The sequence below is a fragment of the Solimonas aquatica genome (assembly GCF_900111015.1).
Lineage (GTDB): Bacteria > Pseudomonadota > Gammaproteobacteria > Nevskiales > Nevskiaceae > Solimonas > Solimonas aquatica.
On sequence record NZ_FOFS01000001.1, the window covers coordinates 396,592 to 412,757 of the forward strand.

Sequence of the window (16,166 nt, forward strand, 5' to 3'; positions counted from 1 at the left end):
TTACGGCCATCCTTTGGCCGCCAGTTGTCGCGGGGGACGAGGAAGGCCGCTGCACGCGGTTTGCCCGCCACCGGCCTCGGAACACGCACCGGCGACTGCTCCGCTTCTCATCCTGCCTTTCACACCGCGCCCGCGGCGCCTTGCCACGGCTGTCCTGCCGGCCAGGACTTTGCACGCCACAGCTGCTAGGTTTGCCATGCGCGCACACCGGCCGGCATCCGGCTGGAACACAACTCGAAGACACGCCATCCGTCGCTTCGACGACTGTGTCGGGTGCCGCCTTGACCCCTGGCGAGCCGAGGAGCGTAAAGGTGAAGGAGGAGACTGGGGGCTGCCGCGATCCGCGCCCGGCGGGACTCGATGCCACAGAGGCGGCGCAACGGCTGCGCCGTTACGGATACAACGAGCTGCCATCGCCGGATCGGCGCAGTCTGTGGCGGATTCTGCGCGAGCTGTTTCGCCAGCCGATGTTCCTGCTGCTGCTGGGAGGTGGCACGGTCTATTTGCTGCTGGGCGACCGCGTGGAGGCTGCCTTGCTGCTCGCCTTTGCCGGTCTGTCAGTGAGCATCGGCGTGGTTCAGGAACTGCGCAGCGAAAAGGTTCTGGAGGCGCTGCGCAAGCTGGCGAGCCCACGGGCACGCGTGATCCGCGACGGTCAGCCGGTGCAGATCGCGGGCCGCGAGGTGGTGCCGGGTGATCTGCTGCTGGTCGCGGAAGGCGAGCGCATCGCCGCCGACGCAAAGCTGATCGCGGTACAGGATGTTCTGGTCGACGAATCGCTGCTCACGGGCGAATCGGTGCCGGTGACCAAGCGTGCCGCGAGCGACACCCTGTCCGCCGATGACGGCAATTCCGGTTTGCTGTTTGCAGGAACCCTGCTGGTACGCGGTTCCGGGCAGGCGCGCGTGGTGGCCACCGGCGCCGACAGCGAGATGGGCAAGCTGGGCCACGCGCTGGAAGGCATCGTCACCGAGCAGCCGCAGCTGCAAAAGCAGCTCAAATGGCTGGTGCGCGACTTCGCCATCATCGGCGCACTGGCCGGCGCCACGGTCGTGCTGCTCTATGCGCTGCTGCGCGGCTCCTGGCTGGAGGCGCTGCTGGCCGGCATCGCCATCGGCATGTCGCTGCTGCCGGAGGAGTTCCCGCTGGTGCTGGCGGTGTTCATGGCCATGGGCGCCTGGCGCATCTCCCGTGCGCGCGTGCTGACGCGCCGCGCGACTGCCATCGAAACGCTGGGCGCCACCACCGTCCTGTGCACCGACAAGACCGGCACGCTGACCGAAAACCGCATGTCCGTCGCCGGCGTCCAGTCCGAGCACGACAGCTGGCAGTCGCTCGCCGCCGCGACGGCGATGTCCGCCGCGCAAGCCAGTGTCCTCCACACCGCACTGCGGGCCTGCCCGCAACTGCCGAGTGATCCCATGGACATCGCCATTCATGCGCAGATGCAGCGCCTCGACCCCGCCGGCACCGAGCGCTTCATGGCGCAGCGCATCCTGCGCGCCTACGGCCTGCGCCCGGACCTGTTCGCGGTGGCCAATGTTCTCGACGACGAAGGCTCGCCTGGCGCCAGCGCCAAGGGCGCCCTGGAAGCCATCGCCGGGCTCTGCGCGCTGCCGGAGGAACGCCTGACAGCGATTCGCGCCCAGGCCGATGCCCGGGCCCGCGAAGGTGTGCGTGTGCTGGCCGTGGCGCGCGCGCGGCTCGCAAAGGCTCAGCCACCCCCCGAGTCGCTAGCGGAGCTGAGCTTCGAGTATGTCGGTCTGATCGGTTTTGCCGATCCACTGCGCGGCAACGTCCCCGCCGCGGTCGCCGAGTGCCGCAGCGCCGGCATTCGCGTCGTCATGATCACCGGCGACTATCCTGAAACCGCGGTGGCCATCGCCGCCCAGGCCGGCATCGACACCGCGCAAGTGCTCAGCGGCGCGCAGATGGAAGCAATGAGCGATGCGCAGCTGGCGCGAAGCGTGCGCGGCACCTCGGTCTTCGCACGGATCCGTCCCACCCAGAAGCTGCGCATCGTGCAATCGCTCAAGGCCAATGGCGAGGTGGTGGCAATGACGGGGGATGGCGTGAACGATGCGCCCGCCATCAAGGCCGCGCACATCGGTATCGCCATGGGCGGTCGCGGCACGGACGTGGCGCGCGAGGCTTCCGACATCGTATTGCTCGACGATGATTTCGGTTCCATCGTGAAGACCATCCGCCTGGGCCGGCGTATCTACGACAATCTGCGCAAGGCCATCGAGTACATCGTTGCCGTGCACATTCCGATTGCCGGTCTCGCCATCCTGCCCATGCTGCTCGGCCTGCCGCTGATCTTCACACCGATTCTCATCGCCTTTCTGGAAATGGTCATCGACCCGGCCTGCTCCGTCGTGTTCGAGGCCGAGAGCGACGAAGCGGATGTCATGCAACGACCGCCGCGTGATCCCGCCGCGCCGCTGCTGCTGCCGCGACGCATCGCCTGGGCCGTGGTGCAGGGCGTGGTGGCGCTGGCCATCGTCGCCGGCACCCTGCTGATCGCTGCGCAAGCCAGAATGCCTGAAGACGAGTTGCGGGCACTGGTGTTCAGCGCCCTGGTGCTGGTCAATATGGGCCTGATTCTGGTGAATCGCTCGTTCTCGGCTTCGCTGCTCGATGCACTGCGCCAGCCCAATCCCTGGCTGTGGTGGCTGCTGGGCAGCGTCAGCGCACTGCTGGCCATCGCGCTCTGCTGGCCACCGGCGATGGCCTTGTTCCATTTCGGCCCCTTGCATCTGGACGATCTGTCGATCTGCGCGCTGGCGGGTGCACTCAGCCTGTTTGGACTCGAAGCCCTCAAGAGACGCTGGTTCGCTGTGTCCTGAAGCGAACGCCCGCCCGCCAGCCTTGCGGGGTACGGGCATGAAAGCTGCAGACCCGCAGGTGAAAAACATTCCTCGCAAGCGGAGGTCGTGCCGATGAACATCCCGCAAGATCATTCACGCCATGGCACGGTACGTCTGCCATGCTCGACACCCAGCTGCTGATCCAGGCGCGCATGCAGCGGCTACTGCGCACTGCTCTCGACTACGCGCGGGTACGCGCGGAACTACTGGAAGTCGAGTTCAACGCCGAACGCGAACGTCTGGGCTCGATGCTGTACCGCGCCCTGCTGCTTTCGCTTGCGGTGCTCACCACCCTGCAGCTGGGCGCTGCGCTGCTCATCGCGCTGTCCTGGAACACACGCTGGCGGCTGCCGGTCCTGCTGGGCTTGCTGCTGTCGGCCGTCGTCGCCTCGCTGCTGGCCTGGCAGGCGCTGCGCCGTCTGCGCCGCGCCCGTCCGTCGCGTCCGCTGGCGGCAGCTTTCCGCGAATTCGACCGGCTGCTCAAGCCGCTCGACGATGAGCTGGGCTGAAATGGCCGCCGCCGATGCCACCTGGCATGCCGAGCAACTGCGCCTGCGCCGTCTGCTCCACGAACGACGCGCGGCCTTTCGTGCAGCCGCCCGTGGCCTGCGCCAGCCACTGCGGGCGAATCTGCAGGCGGTGCGCCTGCTGCCACGTCTACTGCCTGAAATCGGCGCCGCGCTGCTCGCGGTGCTGCTGCTGCACCAGCTGCAGCAGCGACGCTATCGCGGGCTGTGGCTGCTCTCGGGGGCGCTCGATCTCTGGCGCCTGTATCGTCTGCTGCAGGCGAAACGCACGGCGCCCGTGCTGCCGCCGCCTGCCGCAGGTCCGTAAGCCAGGCGTGATGGATGTCGCGGGCGCCATCAGCGCGCATGGGCATGAAGCCTGCTGCTCCCTGCGGCACCGACGTCGCACCCATGTTCAAAAGAGGATCAAACCATGTTCAACAGTGCCAACAACAGTCAGCACTCGCTGCTCGACGATCTGCGCTCGCTGGCCACACACGCCGAGGAGCTGCTCAAGGCCGCCACCTCGCTGTCCGGCGAAGAGGTGCAGCAGACCCGCGAGAAGCTGCAGGAAAGTCTGCAGCAGACACGCCAGTATCTGGAGCAGCGCCACGGCCGCGCACGCGAGAAGGCCAAGCAGGTGGCCGCCGCCACCGACCAGTATGCGCACGAACGGCCCTGGCGTTTCGCACTGGGCGGCGTGGCCCTGGGCGTGCTGCTCGGCGCGGCCTGCACCGCGAACTACGGCTCGCGTCGCGCGGCAGGCTGACAACTCAGGCAAGCGGTGCGTGCTGCGGCAGGTCGAACTGGAAAATGCTGCCGCCGTCCGCACGCGGCTCATAGCGCAGATGGCCGCCCATCTGCGTGACGTCGTGGCGGGCGATGGCCAGGCCGATGCCGCTGGTATAGCGCGACGTGGACTGCTGCGGATCGACGCTCTTCTCGACGCCGCGCTGGAACAGCTTGGACTCGAACTCGGGGGCCACGCCCGGACCACGGTCCATCACCGCGCACTGCGAGAAGCCGGAGCGGGAGGAGGCGCCGGTGACGATGGTCACCTCCTCCCCCGAGGGCGAGTGACGCAAGGCGTTGGACAGCAGATTGAGAATCACGTTGCGGGCCACCCGCGGATCGCCCCAGGCGGTGGCCTCGCCGTGCACCCGGATGGTCACGCCGGCGGCCTCCGCCGCCGCGCGCATCAGCCGCGCCGCCTCGATGGCCATGCCGCGCAGGCTGAACATCTCATAGCCGAACTGGCGTAGGCGCTCCTGCGCTGCGCCGCGCGCCAGAAAGCGCTGGATGTACTGCAATGCCTCTTCGGTGCACCCGAGAATTTCGCTGACGTTGTCGGCCTCGCGCGAGTCCAGCGCCGCGCGGGCCAGCGAATGGGCTGCGAACAGCACGCAGGTCAGCGGATTTTTCAGATCGTGGGCCACGATATCGATGACGTCTTCGCGGTCACGCACCATGCCCCTGAGCCGGTCACGCGCCAGCTTGAGCTCGACATGGGTCTTGATCCGCGCCAGCAGCTCTTCAACCATGAACGGCTTGGTGATGTAGTCGACCGCGCCGGCGGCGAAGGCCGAGATCAGCGAGGCCCGGTCGTTGACGGCGGTGACGAACAGCACCGGCAGATCGGACAAGCCCGGCAGCGCGCGCAGCCGCCGGCAGGTCTCCATGCCGTCCATCTCCGGCATCGACAGATCCAGCAGCACCACATCGGGCCGGCGCAGCTGCGCGCGTGCCACCGCCTGCCGGCCGCTGCGGGCCGGCATCACCTGATAACCGGAGCGGTCCAGCACTTCGCCGATCAGCTGCAGATTGAAGTTTTCGTCGTCGACGATCAGCACGAGCGGCATTTTTGAACTGCTGGTGATCACGGGAGCGTCTCCGCTTCGGCGGCGTCGGCGCGTTTGATCTCCATCACCTCACCTGGGAATTTCGCCAACAGGAATTCGATCTGCACCACGTCGAAATTGGCGGCGGCCACCGCCAGGCGCCGCGCATACTGATTCAGGCGCTGGTAGTGATGGCGTTCGCCCAGACGCGCCAGACGCAGGGACAGATCGCGCACCTCATGAATCATCAGCGCGTCGCGCACGCCCGGCCAGACCTCGGTGAGCAGCACTTCCAGCTCGTTGCACAGGGCGCGCAGCGAGGGGCGATGCAGGCCGGCCTCGGCGGCATGCGCATGACCGGCCGACGGCTCGCGCGGAATCAGCCGCGACAGCTCACGTGCCAGGATGCCGGCGTGAAACGGCTTGAAGATGAAGCCGTCGAACAGGGCGCGATCCGGATCGTCGGCGGCCAGGCGCGCGGCAGTGATGCCGACCAGGATGATGCGTCGCGTGTGCTCGTTGCCACGCAGCAGCCGCGCCAGGGTGATGCCATCGATGTCCGGCATGCGCACGTCGATCAGCATCACGTCAGGGCGCTCCTTGATTGCCAGATCCAACGCCTCGCGCCCGCCACTGGCGACCCGCACCTGGTGCCCGGTGTCGGTGAACATCGAGACCAGCACCTGGCGGTTGAGCGCGATATCGTCCACCGTCAGCACGCGCAGCGTCGGCAGGTCCTGCAGGCGGCGGTCGTCCTCGTGCGAGGGCTCCAGCTGCGAGGCAATCGGCACATCGCGCATTTCGATGCGAAAGCGCGCCCCGGCCGTGGACTTGTCCAGCAGGCTCAGCTGCCAGCCCAGCGAATGTGCCAGCTGCCGGCTGATGCTCAGGCCCAGTCCGGTGCCGCTGGCGTCCAGGCCTGTTCTCCTGCCGCCCTGGGCGAAGGGCTCGAAAATCTGGTCGCGGTCCTCCTGCGCGATGCCGGTGCCGCTGTCGTCCACATCGAGCAGGCAGCTCACGCAGCCGGCACGTTCGGAAGGCAGCGCCCGCACCACGATCGCAACGCGGCCGTGCTCGGTATGCTTGATCGCGTTGTCGACCAGATTGATCAGCATCTGCCGCAGACGGTCGGCGTCGAGCATCAGCATCTCGGGCGTCGCCTCGTCCAGGTCCACGCTCAGCACGATCTCCCGGCTCACCGCACGCTGCAGAAACAGCGCCACCACCGCGTCCAGCTGTTCGCGCAGATGGGTGGGCGTGGCGTGCACCTCGATCTTGCCGGCCTCCAGCCGCGAGAACTCCAGCAGATCGTTGATCACCCGCAGCAAGGAGCGCGCACTGGTGTTGATGGCATCGATGTACCGGCAGTTCATCGGGTCCTGCAGGCGATCATGCAAAAGGCCGCTGTAGCCGAATATGGCATTCATGGGCGTGCGGATTTCATGATTGACGTGCGCGATCATCCGGCTCTTGATTGCCAGTTCCAGCCTTGCCCGCTCCAGATCATGCCGCAGCTGGCCCTGCGCACGGCGCTCCTGCTGCCAGCGCCAGACCGCAAGCAGGCACAGCAACAGCAGAAACATCGAGCTGACAGACCAGGCCGACATGGGAATCACCGATGGGATGTGAGGCTGTGCGGTGGGAGCGCGCTTGCCTCTTTGCCTGCCGCAGATCCGCCTCGTTCAGAAAACCCGAACTTAGCAGCGGCATCGGCGTGAAGCAAACCTCGAAAATCGAGGCGGGATGTTCACAAGTTCATCGTGCAGCTTGCAATGGCGCAGCCTGCACCTCGATCAAGGCACACGTGCCGGCTGTGCATCATCGGTAGCGGAGGGAATCTCGGGCAGCAGATTCTCGATGATGAGGCGACGGTATTTGATCGCATAGCGGATCGGCACCTGCGACAGGGCCCATACCGCCCGCTGCTCCTGTTCGCGTTCGGGCGCTTCGATCAGCAGAAAATCGCAGCCGGCCTCGGCCAGTTCCAGCTGCTTCTGCCGCGCCGGCAGGCTGGACCCCATCGAGGCAAAAACCGAAGGGGCCTGCAGATTGCTCGCAGCCTGCTCGCGCATGTCCTGTGCGGTCACGGCGGTCAGCTGCGCTTCACCGAAGCCCTGGCGGATCAGCGCCTGTTGCGCACGGTCGCGTGTCTGTCTGTCGGCAAAGCCGGCGACGATGTAGCCGGTGGGATAGAACATGCCGGCTTCCAGACTCTTGTTGGCATCGGCTTGTCTGGTCAGTTTGCTCATCACGGCACCTCGCAGAGGGCGACGCCCGGAGGGCGCCAGTGGCAGCGGAATCAGCAATTGCTGTTCCCCGTCGCAGCCGGCAGCGCTGCGACGCTGATCTGGTGCAGACCCTCGCCCCGCAGTTGCTGCGCGCCGCGCTCAAGCAGGCCCGGGCCTGCGCCGGGCACGCGACCTGCTCCCTCGCCTGCAGAACTTCCAACGAGGCGCCTTGGTCGGGCGCAAGACAAGACGATGAGACGGATCGCGCTGATCACCGAGCACTCGCTGCGCTGCGTGCAGCAGGCGGCCATCGACACCTGCGACTCCGGCGCGCAGCTGCTGCAACTGGCGCTGCAGCTGGGCCGGCGCGGCTATCAGGTCGATCTGTACACGCCCCAGCGTGCCGGACAGGAGCTTGCACAGCGACAGTGGGCGCCGGGAGTCTGTGAATACGCCCTGCCCTGCGGCGGCGTACACCCGGTTGATCCGCGCCGGCTGCCCTCGCTGATGCGCGAATTCGGCGCGGCGGTGCGCTCGCACATGCGCCATGCCATGCCGCAACACGCGCTGATCCACGCGGCATCGCTGCCTGCGGGTCTGGCGGCCAGCGTGGTGGCCGAGTCGGGATTGCCGATGCTGCTCAGCGTACAGACCGCCGTCGCACCGGGTGCGGAGCGCTGGCTGCGTCTGCTGCGCACCCCGGCCTCGGTGCTGACCCGCGCCGAGCGCATCCTGGTCAGCAACGGTGACGAGCTGGCCACCCTCGCCGCCACGCATCCGGCGACGCTGCGCAAGATCGAAGTGCTGCCGCCGGGCTTCGATCCTCAGGACTTCCGCAACATCGACGTCGGCGTGGCACGCGCGCGCCTGCGCTGGCAGGCCGATGCTTACACGATCCTGCACTTCTGCCCCTATGCGCCGCATGAAGGCCTGGAGTTGCTGCTGCGCGCACTCGCCGAACTGCATCGCGAGGGCCTGCCGCAGGCGCGCCTGCAGGTGTACAGCCACAGCGACGCCGGCAGCGATGACACCGCTCCGGTGCAGCGGCGTCTGCGCGCGATGGCGCGCGCCTTCGGCGTGGAAGACGCCGTGCAGTTCGGCGGCGGACTGCGGCGCCGGGCCGTGCGTTACTACTATCACGGTGCCGATGTCTATGTCGCCCTGCCCTGCGAAGACGCCCGCAGCCTCGATGTGCTGGGCGCGCTGGCCTGCGGTCTGCCGGTGATCGGTTCCACGCGTGGCGGCGCGCACAATCTGATCGTCAAGGGCGTCAACGGCTATCGCCTAGACGAACACGACCCCTACAAGCTGGCGCGACGCCTGAAATGGCTGGCCGAACATCCGGCGCTGCGCGTGAGCATGGCGGAGGCGGCGCGACGCAAGGCTTACGGCGAGCACGCCTGGCGCGTACTCGGCGCGCGCCTGGCCGGCCTCTACGAACAGGTGTTGCGCGGGCGCGAGACCGCGCAGCCGCGCAGCCGTCGCCGCGCCGCCGAGCTCAGCTCGTAGACGACATCGAGTCCGGCATCGGCGTCGCCAAAGGCGGCGCCCTGCGCAGGCACCTGCGCAGGGCGTCGAGGTCCGGCGCGATCACGATGCCGGCGTTTCAAGCCTGGTGCCGGCGTCCATGCGCGCGCTTGCCGGCATCCTGATCCGGCCGCAGCGGCAGCAGATCCAGACTCAGCATCAGTTCTTCCTTGCGCTGCAGCATGCGCCGGTACAGCTCGTCGAAGTCGATGGGCGCCGCTTCCACCTTGGGAAACAGCTCGTTTTCCTCTTCCCGGATGTGATGGTTCACCACCTCGCAGAGCACCTGCACGTGCGGATCGCGCGGCTCGCCGGCCTCGATCTCGGCCAGCAGCATCTTGGCCAGCTTGTGTTCGACGCGGGCCTCATCCACCAGCAAGGGCTCGTCGATGGCAAGCGCCACTTCCGGGTAAAAAATCTCCTCCTCCAGCCGCGTGTGCGCGCTGAGCGCCTTGCTCAGTTGCGCGGCCAGTTCGTCCTTTTCCGATTCCTGATGGGCCTGCCAATAGCGTTCGAACAGGCGCTCGACTTCACGATGGTCTTCGCGCAGCAGGCTGATGACCTGCGGATGGCGGGCTGACTGCGGGTGTTGCTTGCTGGCCATGATCCGGCTCCTGAGGTGAGAGGCGACCGTCCGATGTGCGGTCGCCGCCATCGCCGCAAGCGCTGTGCCCGGCGCGCGGCGGCGTGGGCACGCGCCGTGCAGAAGCGACCTCATGCACCACACTTCAAGCTTCTCCACGACGAAAGACCATCTGGCGCGCTTCACGCGCCTGCAGCCATGGGAACCGGCGGCACCGCAATGAAACTCCCGAGCCTTGCCGGCGGCGAGGACACTATCGTCGTCGCCGCACTCTGGCTTGATGACCGCCACGAACAGCAGCGTGAGCGTCGTCTGCTCGACGCCTTGCTGCATCGCGCGCTGGACGCCGTCAGCGGCGATGCACAGTCTCTGCAGGCTTTGCCGCTGGCCCTGCAGCTGCTGGCGTTGCTGCCGCGTATCGAGCGCAGCCTGTTAGGCAGCGGCCTGAGCCACGCCGCGGGCGAGCATCTGCGTCTGCTGGTCGAGGAGCTGGAAACATGCGAGCCGGAAAATCCCCTGTATCTGGCCGTGATCACCCAGCTGCGGCAATGGCTGGATGTGCAGGCCCGCCTGCACGCAGCGCCGCCCGAGCCGCCGGTGGCCGCGAGCCGCCACGAAGCCTTGCCGTTCACAGCGGCGCAGCAGGCCTTGCTGCAACGCCGGCAGCACTTGCTGCAGCAGTCGGAGCAGCTGCTGCTTGCGCATGAGTGATGGCGGCTGAGGCCCTGCCCGTCGCGGAGTGGCCTGGCGGGGCCCGGGTTGCTGCGGCGCCGGCCTGCGGATCGTCGCTGCTGAGCAAGGCCATGGGCCAGCGGTCCAGCAGCTCGCGCAGAAAGACGCGCGATTCGAAACGCCTTTCGCGTCCGCTCAGCGCATCATGCCAGCGTCGCCGCCGCAGCACGCCGCTCAGGTGCAAGGCGGTATCGCCCCAGGCGGCGGGCACGATGCGTGGCGCGCTGGCTTGCGGCATCAAGGCCGCCGGCAGTTGCGGCACCAGCACCAGCAACACCTGCGATCCATACACGCGCGCAAACGCCAGCACCCGCTGTGCCTGCAGGCCCGTGAGCGGCAGCGGCCGGTAATCGCCGTGCGCAAACAGGGCCGGCAGCCGCCGGCGCAGCTGCAGACAGCGCTGAATCAGCGCTTGCTTGAGTGCTCCGCGGCACCAGTCGCCGAACAGGCGCTCATCTCCGCCTGCGTCCGCCAGCAGCTGCGCCCGCAGCGCAAAGTCCACATCGCGCCGGTTGTCCGGATCCACCAGACTCAGATCCCAGAGTTCCGTGCCCTGATACAGATCCGGCACGCCCGGCACCGTGCAGCGCAGCAGCGTCTGCGTCAGGCTTTTCACCGCGGCAACCGGCGCCAGCATCGCCACGAAGTCCTGCAGGGACTGCAGGAATGTCGCGCTGCGCTGTAGGTCCAGCAGCGCCTGCAGAAAGCGGTCGCAGGCCTGCTCGTAGCCCTCATCCGGTGCGCTCCAGCTGCTGTGGCGCCTGGCTTCGCGCAGGGCCTTGCGCTGCCAGGCGCCGAGCCGCTCGCAGAGCAGCGCCACGCCCGGCGCATCGTCGTGACGCAGCGTCGCCGGCCAGGCGCCGACCAGCATCTGAAACAGCATGTAGCGCTCACCGGCATCGGGCGGCGTGCCCAGAGACTGCGTGTGCTGATCCCAGGCGCTGACCGCCTGCGCCCAGGTTTCGCTCATTTCGCTGAGCGCGGCCAGACGCATGCGCAGATCCTCGCCGCGCTTGTGATCGTGCGTGGCCGTGGCCAGCAGCGTCTGCGGATAGCGTTGCAGGCGCTCGCTGCAGGCCATATGAAACTCTGCGCCGGACATCGCAAAGCGATCCGGATGCGAGCCCACCTCGTTGCGCGACAGCAAGCGGCCGTGACGGTAGAAGGCGGTGTCCTCCACGGCCTTGGCCGCGACCGGCGAGGTGAGCTGCTGGAAGCGCGCCAGCGCGCGCAGCCGCAACCGCCGCTGGGGTCCTTGTGCCGGCAGCTTCTCGCCGAGCAGCCAGGCATCGATGCGTGCCAGCAGCTCGCGCTCGGCGGGGCGCACGCCCTGCGTCGCGGCGGCAAGCACCTGCGCCATGATCGCGACATCGGCAGCGCTGCGACCACGGATATCGGTGTAAGTGCGGTAGACCGGAAAATGCACCAGCATCTCCAGCAGCACACGGCGCACCGCGGCCAGGGTCCAGTCGCGCGTTTCCAGGCGCGCCCGCGCCGTGCGATGCAGGGCGCGGGCGCAGGCATTGAAATCGCCGGCAAACAGATCCTGCGCCACCGCGCGCCGCGCGCGCCGCTCTTCGGCCGCGAAGTCCACCAGCCCGCCGCGCTCGCTCCACAGCCAGGCCAATGCCGGTTCGCCGCCACCATCGTGCGAGAACGCGCCGACCTCGTTCATGAAGCTGTAGCCGGAGCTGCCGTCGAGCTGCCAGTCGCGCGCCAGCTTTTCGCCAGGCGCAAGAATCTTCTCCACCACCAGATACGCCGGTCCGCGCGGTGCATGGTCAGGACGCTGCGTCGCCAGCTGCCGCAGGCGCGCGCGCAGGCGCCGGCAGTAGCCGCGTGGATCGGCCAGACCGTCGACATGATCGATGCGCAGCCCGTCGAGCAGTCCTTCGGCGTAGAGCCTGAAGATGCAGGCGTGCACGCTCTCGAACACCGCCGGCTGATCCATGCGCAGCCCGGCCAGTTCGTTGATGTCGAAGAAGCGCCGGTAATTGATCTCGTCGGCCGCCGTGCGCCACCAGGCCAGACGGTAGTGCTGCGCTTCCAGCAGACGATGCAGGCGCAGCGCGCCTTCGCCCTCGCGGCCGTCGTACTGGCCGAGCAAGGCGCTGATCGAAGCATCGTCGCCGGACTCACGCAGTCCGGCGCAGGCGGCGGCGAACGCCTGGCGTCGCGCGCCCAGGCTGCCGGGCCGCTGTGCCTGCGCGAAGCGCGGCGCCAGTGCGCTCAGCGCCGGACCGCCACCGCGCAGCAGCAGCGCATAGCTGCGTGGCGCCAGCGGCAGGCGATGCGGGCCGTACCAGGCGCTGAAGCGGCCCTGCCCGGCGTCGTAGCGCAGCGCGATCTCGCCGCTGCGCAGCGCCTCGCCGTACTGTGCGCCCAGCAGCGGGAGCAGCACACGGCGCCGCAGCAGCGGGTCTTCGACCTCCCAGTCGATATCGAAGAATTCGCCGTTGACGCTGTCGCGTCCCCACTCCAGCACATCGAGCCAGCGCGCATTGTCGGCACCGCCCACCGCCATGTGATTGGGCACCACATCGACGATCAGGCCCATCTCGCGTTCGCGCAGTGCCGCCACCAGCCGGCGCAGCGCCGCCTCGCCGCCCAGCTCCGGATTCACCGCAGCATGGTCCACCACGTCGTAGCCATGCCGGGAGCCGGCGCGCGCGGTGAGAATCGGCGAGACGAACAGATGGCTGATGCCCAAGGCCGCGAAATACGGCAGCTGCTCGCGCGCCGCATCGAAGCCGAACTCGCCGTGCAGCTGCAGGCGCAGCGTCGCGCGCGGCGTCTGCTCCACGGTCATAGCAGCCAGGCCCGTGTGCAGAAAGCCGGCAGCAACGCGACCGGCTGCGCCAGGGCCGGCGCGCTGTCATAGAGCAGCTTGTCCGATCTGCAGTCGTAGGCCACAGGCAGCGCCGCGGGATATTGGTCGAAGTTGGCCGCCAGCTGCAGCACGCGGCCCTCGCCCAGCGACCAGCGCGCACAGACCGCCGCCGCGCCGAAGGCCAGGGCATCGAGCGCCTGCACGGAGGACAGGCGCGGCAGCAGATGTTCGCGACGCAGCTGCAGGAGCCGCGCATACAGAGCCTGCCAGTAGCGTCCATCCTCGTCTTCGCAGGCCGCGAAATCCGGGCAGCTGTCGAGAAAAGTCCGCAGCGCATTGGGATCGGGAATGCGCTGGCGCTGCTGCGGATCGCTGAACGCGGCGAAGCGTGCGAACTCGCGGCGGCGGCCGTCGCGCACCGCCTGCGCCAGTTCGCCCTGGTAGTCCGTGAAGTAGAGAAAGCGCCGGCGGCTGCCCCATTCCTCGCCCATGAACAGCAGCGGCACCATCGGCGTCAGCAGCTGCAGGGCGATGGCCGCATGCAGTGTCGCCTCGCCGCACAGGCTCTGCAGCCGTTCGCCCAGCGCGCGATTGCCGACCTGATCGTGATTCTGCAGAAAGAACACGAAGGCCTGCGCAGACAGCAGCGCCTGCTGCTGCGGCGGCCGGCAGCAGCCGGCATACAGGCAGCGCGCCAGCTGTGCGGCGGGCTGCTCGGCGAAGTCGGCGTAGTAGCCTTCCCGCTCGCCGGTCAGCAGCACGTGCAGGGCATTGTGCGCGTCATCGCTCCACTGCGCCTGATAATGCCCGCGCTGCGCCTCGACGGGCCGCAGCAGCGCCAGATCGTTGCGCTCGTTCTCCAGCATCAGATGCACCTGCCGCTGCGGCAGCACACTGCGCTGCAGGCGCGATGCCAGCTGCGGCAGAAAGCCGTCATCGGCCATCGCATGCACGGCGTCCAGACGCAAGCCATCGAAACGGTATTCGTGCAGCCAGTAGAGGGCGTTGTGGGCGATGAATTCGCGCACCTCCTCGCGGCGGTAATCGATGGCCGCGCCCCAAGGCGTGCGGCGGTCCTCGCGGAAGAACGCGGGCGCGATGCGATGCAGCACATTGCCCTGCGGGCCGAAGTGGTTGTAGACCACATCGAGAAACACCATCAGGCCCAGGCCGTGTGCGGTGTCGATCAGAATCTTGAGTTCGGTGCTGCTGCCGTAGGCGCGCATCGGCGCGTAGAGCAGCACGCCGTCGTAGCCCCAGTTGCGCTCGCCGGGACACTGCGCCAGCGGCATCAGCTCGATGGCGGTGATGCCCAGCGCCGCCAGGCGCGGCAGCTGCGCCAGCACGCCGGCATAGCCGCCGCAGGCGCCGACATGCAATTCGTAGATCACCGTCTCCGACCAGGGCCGGCCGCGCCACCCACCGTTGCGCCAGAGATGGCGCAGCGGCTCCACCACCAGACTCGGCCCCTGCACATCGTCACGCTGGGCGCGCGCAGCCGGATCGGCGATCAGCGTGCCGTCGGACAGGCGGTAACGATAAGCCGTGCCCTGTCCGCAGTCATCGAACTCGCCTTCGAACCAGCCACCCGGCTGCGCGCGCAGGGGCAGACAGCGTCCGTCTTCCAGCTGCAGTGCCACAGCGGACTCGGCCGGTGCCCACAGCCGGAAGCGCGTGCGTCCATGCGCCTGCGGCTGCGCACCGAAGGGCAGCTCGTGGGCAAAAGCCAGGCTCACCGTTCGGGCGCCACCAGCACGATGCCGTTTTCGGTGACATGGTATTGCCGGCGATCCCGCTCCAGGTCCTCGCCGATCACCGTACCGTCCGCGATCACCGCGCCCTCATCGATGATGGCACGCCGGATGCGGCAGTGACGGCCGACACGCGCGCCCGGCAGCAGCAGCGATGCCTCGATGCGACTGGCGTTCTCCACCACGGCGCCGACGAACAGCAGCGAGCGCCTGACGCTGGCGCCGGAGATGATGCAGCCGCCGCTGATCAGCGAATCCACCGCCATGCCGCGCAAGCCGTCGGAGTCGAACACGAACTTCGCCGGCGGCACCTGCGCCTGATGCGTCCAGACCGGCCAGCTCTCGTCGTAGAGATTGAACTGCGGTTGCACGTCGGTGAGTTCGATATTGGCTTTCCAGTAAGCATCGACGTGGCCGACGTCGCGCCAGTAGCCGGGGCGCTGCGGATCGTGCAGATCGCGCAGGGCATGGGCGTAGACCCTGGCCTTGGCAATCGCGGCGGGCAGCACGTCGTGCCCGAAGTCGTGCGAGGAATGCGGGTCGGCGGCGTCGTGGCGCAGCAGACGCAGCAGAAATTCGGTGTCGAAGACATAGATGCCCATGCTCGCCAGCGCGGTCTGCGGCCGCCCCGGCAGACCGAGCGGCTGTTCCGGCTTCTCGCGGAATTCCCGCACGCGCCCGCGCTCATCGATCTGCATCACACCGAAATGCCGCCCTTCCTCGCGCGGCACTTCCACGCAGCCCACGGTCAGCTGCGCGCCACTGCGCACGTGATGCGCGATCATGGCCCCGTAGTCCATCTTGTAGACGTGATCACCGGCCAGAATCAGCACATGGCGCGGACGCTGCTGACGGATGAAATCCAGATTCTGATAGACCGCATCGGCGGTCCCCACATACCAGTCCGGCGCGCCCTCGCGCTGCTCGGCCGGCAGCATGGCCACGAACTCGCCGAACTGGGTATGACAGAAATTCCAGCCCAGCTGCAGATGCCGGATCAGCGAATGACCCTCGTACTGCATCAGCACGCCCACCTTGCGGATGCCGCTGTTGACGCAGTTGGACAGGGTGAAATCGATGATGCGGAACTTGCCGCCGAAAGGCACCGCCGGCTTGGCGCGGCGCGCGGCGAGTTGCTCGATGCGCTTGCCGCGCCCTCCTGCCATCACCAGTGCCAGGGTCTCGCCGCACAGCGCGCGCCCGGACAGCTCGCTGGGAAGCTCATCAGCGGCAGATGGAGATTCCCGCGCCGCGATCAGCTGCCGCTGAAAGCCGAAGGCCGGGGCGTAGCGGTATTGCAT

At 67.9% G+C, this 16,166-nt stretch carries 13 protein-coding genes; 6 read left to right on the top strand and 7 right to left on the bottom strand.

All coding sequences use genetic code 11. The features are described from left to right. The first annotated feature begins 311 nt into the window (after positions 1-311). From BMY12_RS01770 to BMY12_RS01785, 4 genes are all read left to right on the top strand, one after another. A complete protein-coding gene (locus BMY12_RS01770; protein ID WP_218140027.1) occupies positions 312-2,849 on the top strand; it encodes a cation-translocating P-type ATPase in 2,538 nt (845 codons plus the stop codon). 140 nt (positions 2,850-2,989) lie between these two features. Next, on the top strand, positions 2,990-3,379 hold the full coding sequence (locus BMY12_RS01775) for a phage holin family protein (protein WP_093281147.1): 390 nt from the start codon (positions 2,990-2,992) through the stop codon (positions 3,377-3,379). After that, positions 3,366-3,704: a hypothetical protein gene (locus BMY12_RS01780; protein ID WP_093281150.1), complete on the top strand. Its 339-nt coding sequence runs from the start codon at positions 3,366-3,368 to the stop codon at positions 3,702-3,704. Before BMY12_RS01775 ends, BMY12_RS01780 begins: the two co-directional genes overlap by 14 nt. Positions 3,705-3,809: 105 nt before the next feature. Then, a complete protein-coding gene (locus BMY12_RS01785) occupies positions 3,810-4,145 on the top strand; it encodes an ElaB/YgaM/YqjD family protein (protein ID WP_093281154.1) in 336 nt (111 codons plus the stop codon). 4 nt (positions 4,146-4,149) lie between these two features. Here BMY12_RS01785 and BMY12_RS01790 read toward each other — a convergent pair whose 3' ends face one another. From BMY12_RS01790 to BMY12_RS20155, 3 genes are all read right to left on the bottom strand, one after another. Next, positions 4,150-5,235: a hybrid sensor histidine kinase/response regulator gene (locus BMY12_RS01790; RefSeq protein ID WP_093281157.1), complete on the bottom strand. Its 1,086-nt coding sequence runs from the start codon at positions 5,233-5,235 to the stop codon at positions 4,150-4,152. Between the two features lie 17 nt (positions 5,236-5,252). Then, complete coding sequence (locus tag BMY12_RS01795; RefSeq protein WP_093281159.1) at positions 5,253-6,821, bottom strand: ATP-binding protein; 1,569 nt, start codon at positions 6,819-6,821, stop codon at positions 5,253-5,255. A gap of 186 nt (positions 6,822-7,007) precedes the next feature. Continuing rightward, positions 7,008-7,463, bottom strand: a complete 456-nt coding sequence (locus BMY12_RS20155) for a hypothetical protein (protein ID WP_177188792.1) — start codon at positions 7,461-7,463, stop codon at positions 7,008-7,010. 231 nt (positions 7,464-7,694) lie between these two features. Here BMY12_RS20155 and BMY12_RS20160 point away from each other — a divergent pair, with 231 nt between their 5' ends. Continuing rightward, positions 7,695-8,951 carry a glycosyltransferase gene (locus BMY12_RS20160; RefSeq protein ID WP_177188793.1) on the top strand — a complete coding sequence of 419 codons (1,257 nt, stop codon included), beginning with the start codon at positions 7,695-7,697 and terminating at the stop codon, positions 8,949-8,951. A 97-nt stretch (positions 8,952-9,048) separates the two neighbouring features. On the opposite strand, the gene BMY12_RS20165 is transcribed toward BMY12_RS20160, so the two are convergent. Then, positions 9,049-9,573 carry a hemerythrin domain-containing protein gene (locus BMY12_RS20165; RefSeq protein WP_177188794.1) on the bottom strand — a complete coding sequence of 175 codons (525 nt, stop codon included), beginning with the start codon at positions 9,571-9,573 and terminating at the stop codon, positions 9,049-9,051. A gap of 198 nt (positions 9,574-9,771) precedes the next feature. Here BMY12_RS20165 and BMY12_RS01810 point away from each other — a divergent pair, with 198 nt between their 5' ends. Further along, entirely contained in the window at positions 9,772-10,263 is a 492-nt protein-coding gene (locus BMY12_RS01810) for a hypothetical protein (protein ID WP_177188795.1), read from the top strand. On the opposite strand, the gene treY is transcribed toward BMY12_RS01810, so the two are convergent. From treY to glgC, 3 genes are read right to left on the bottom strand one after another with little or no spacing between them, the layout of a single operon-like run. Next, entirely contained in the window at positions 10,181-13,093 is a 2,913-nt protein-coding gene (treY, locus tag BMY12_RS01815; RefSeq protein ID WP_093281169.1) for a malto-oligosyltrehalose synthase, read from the bottom strand. The two genes, BMY12_RS01810 and treY, sit on opposite strands and share 83 nt — an antisense overlap. Beyond that, entirely contained in the window at positions 13,090-14,850 is a 1,761-nt protein-coding gene (gene treZ / locus BMY12_RS01820; protein ID WP_093281172.1) for a malto-oligosyltrehalose trehalohydrolase, read from the bottom strand. Before treZ ends, treY begins: the two co-directional genes overlap by 4 nt. Further along, positions 14,847-16,166, bottom strand: coding sequence for a glucose-1-phosphate adenylyltransferase (gene glgC / locus BMY12_RS01825; protein WP_093281655.1), 1,320 nt, complete (start codon positions 16,164-16,166; stop codon positions 14,847-14,849). The genes treZ and glgC overlap by 4 nt, the downstream gene beginning before the upstream one ends.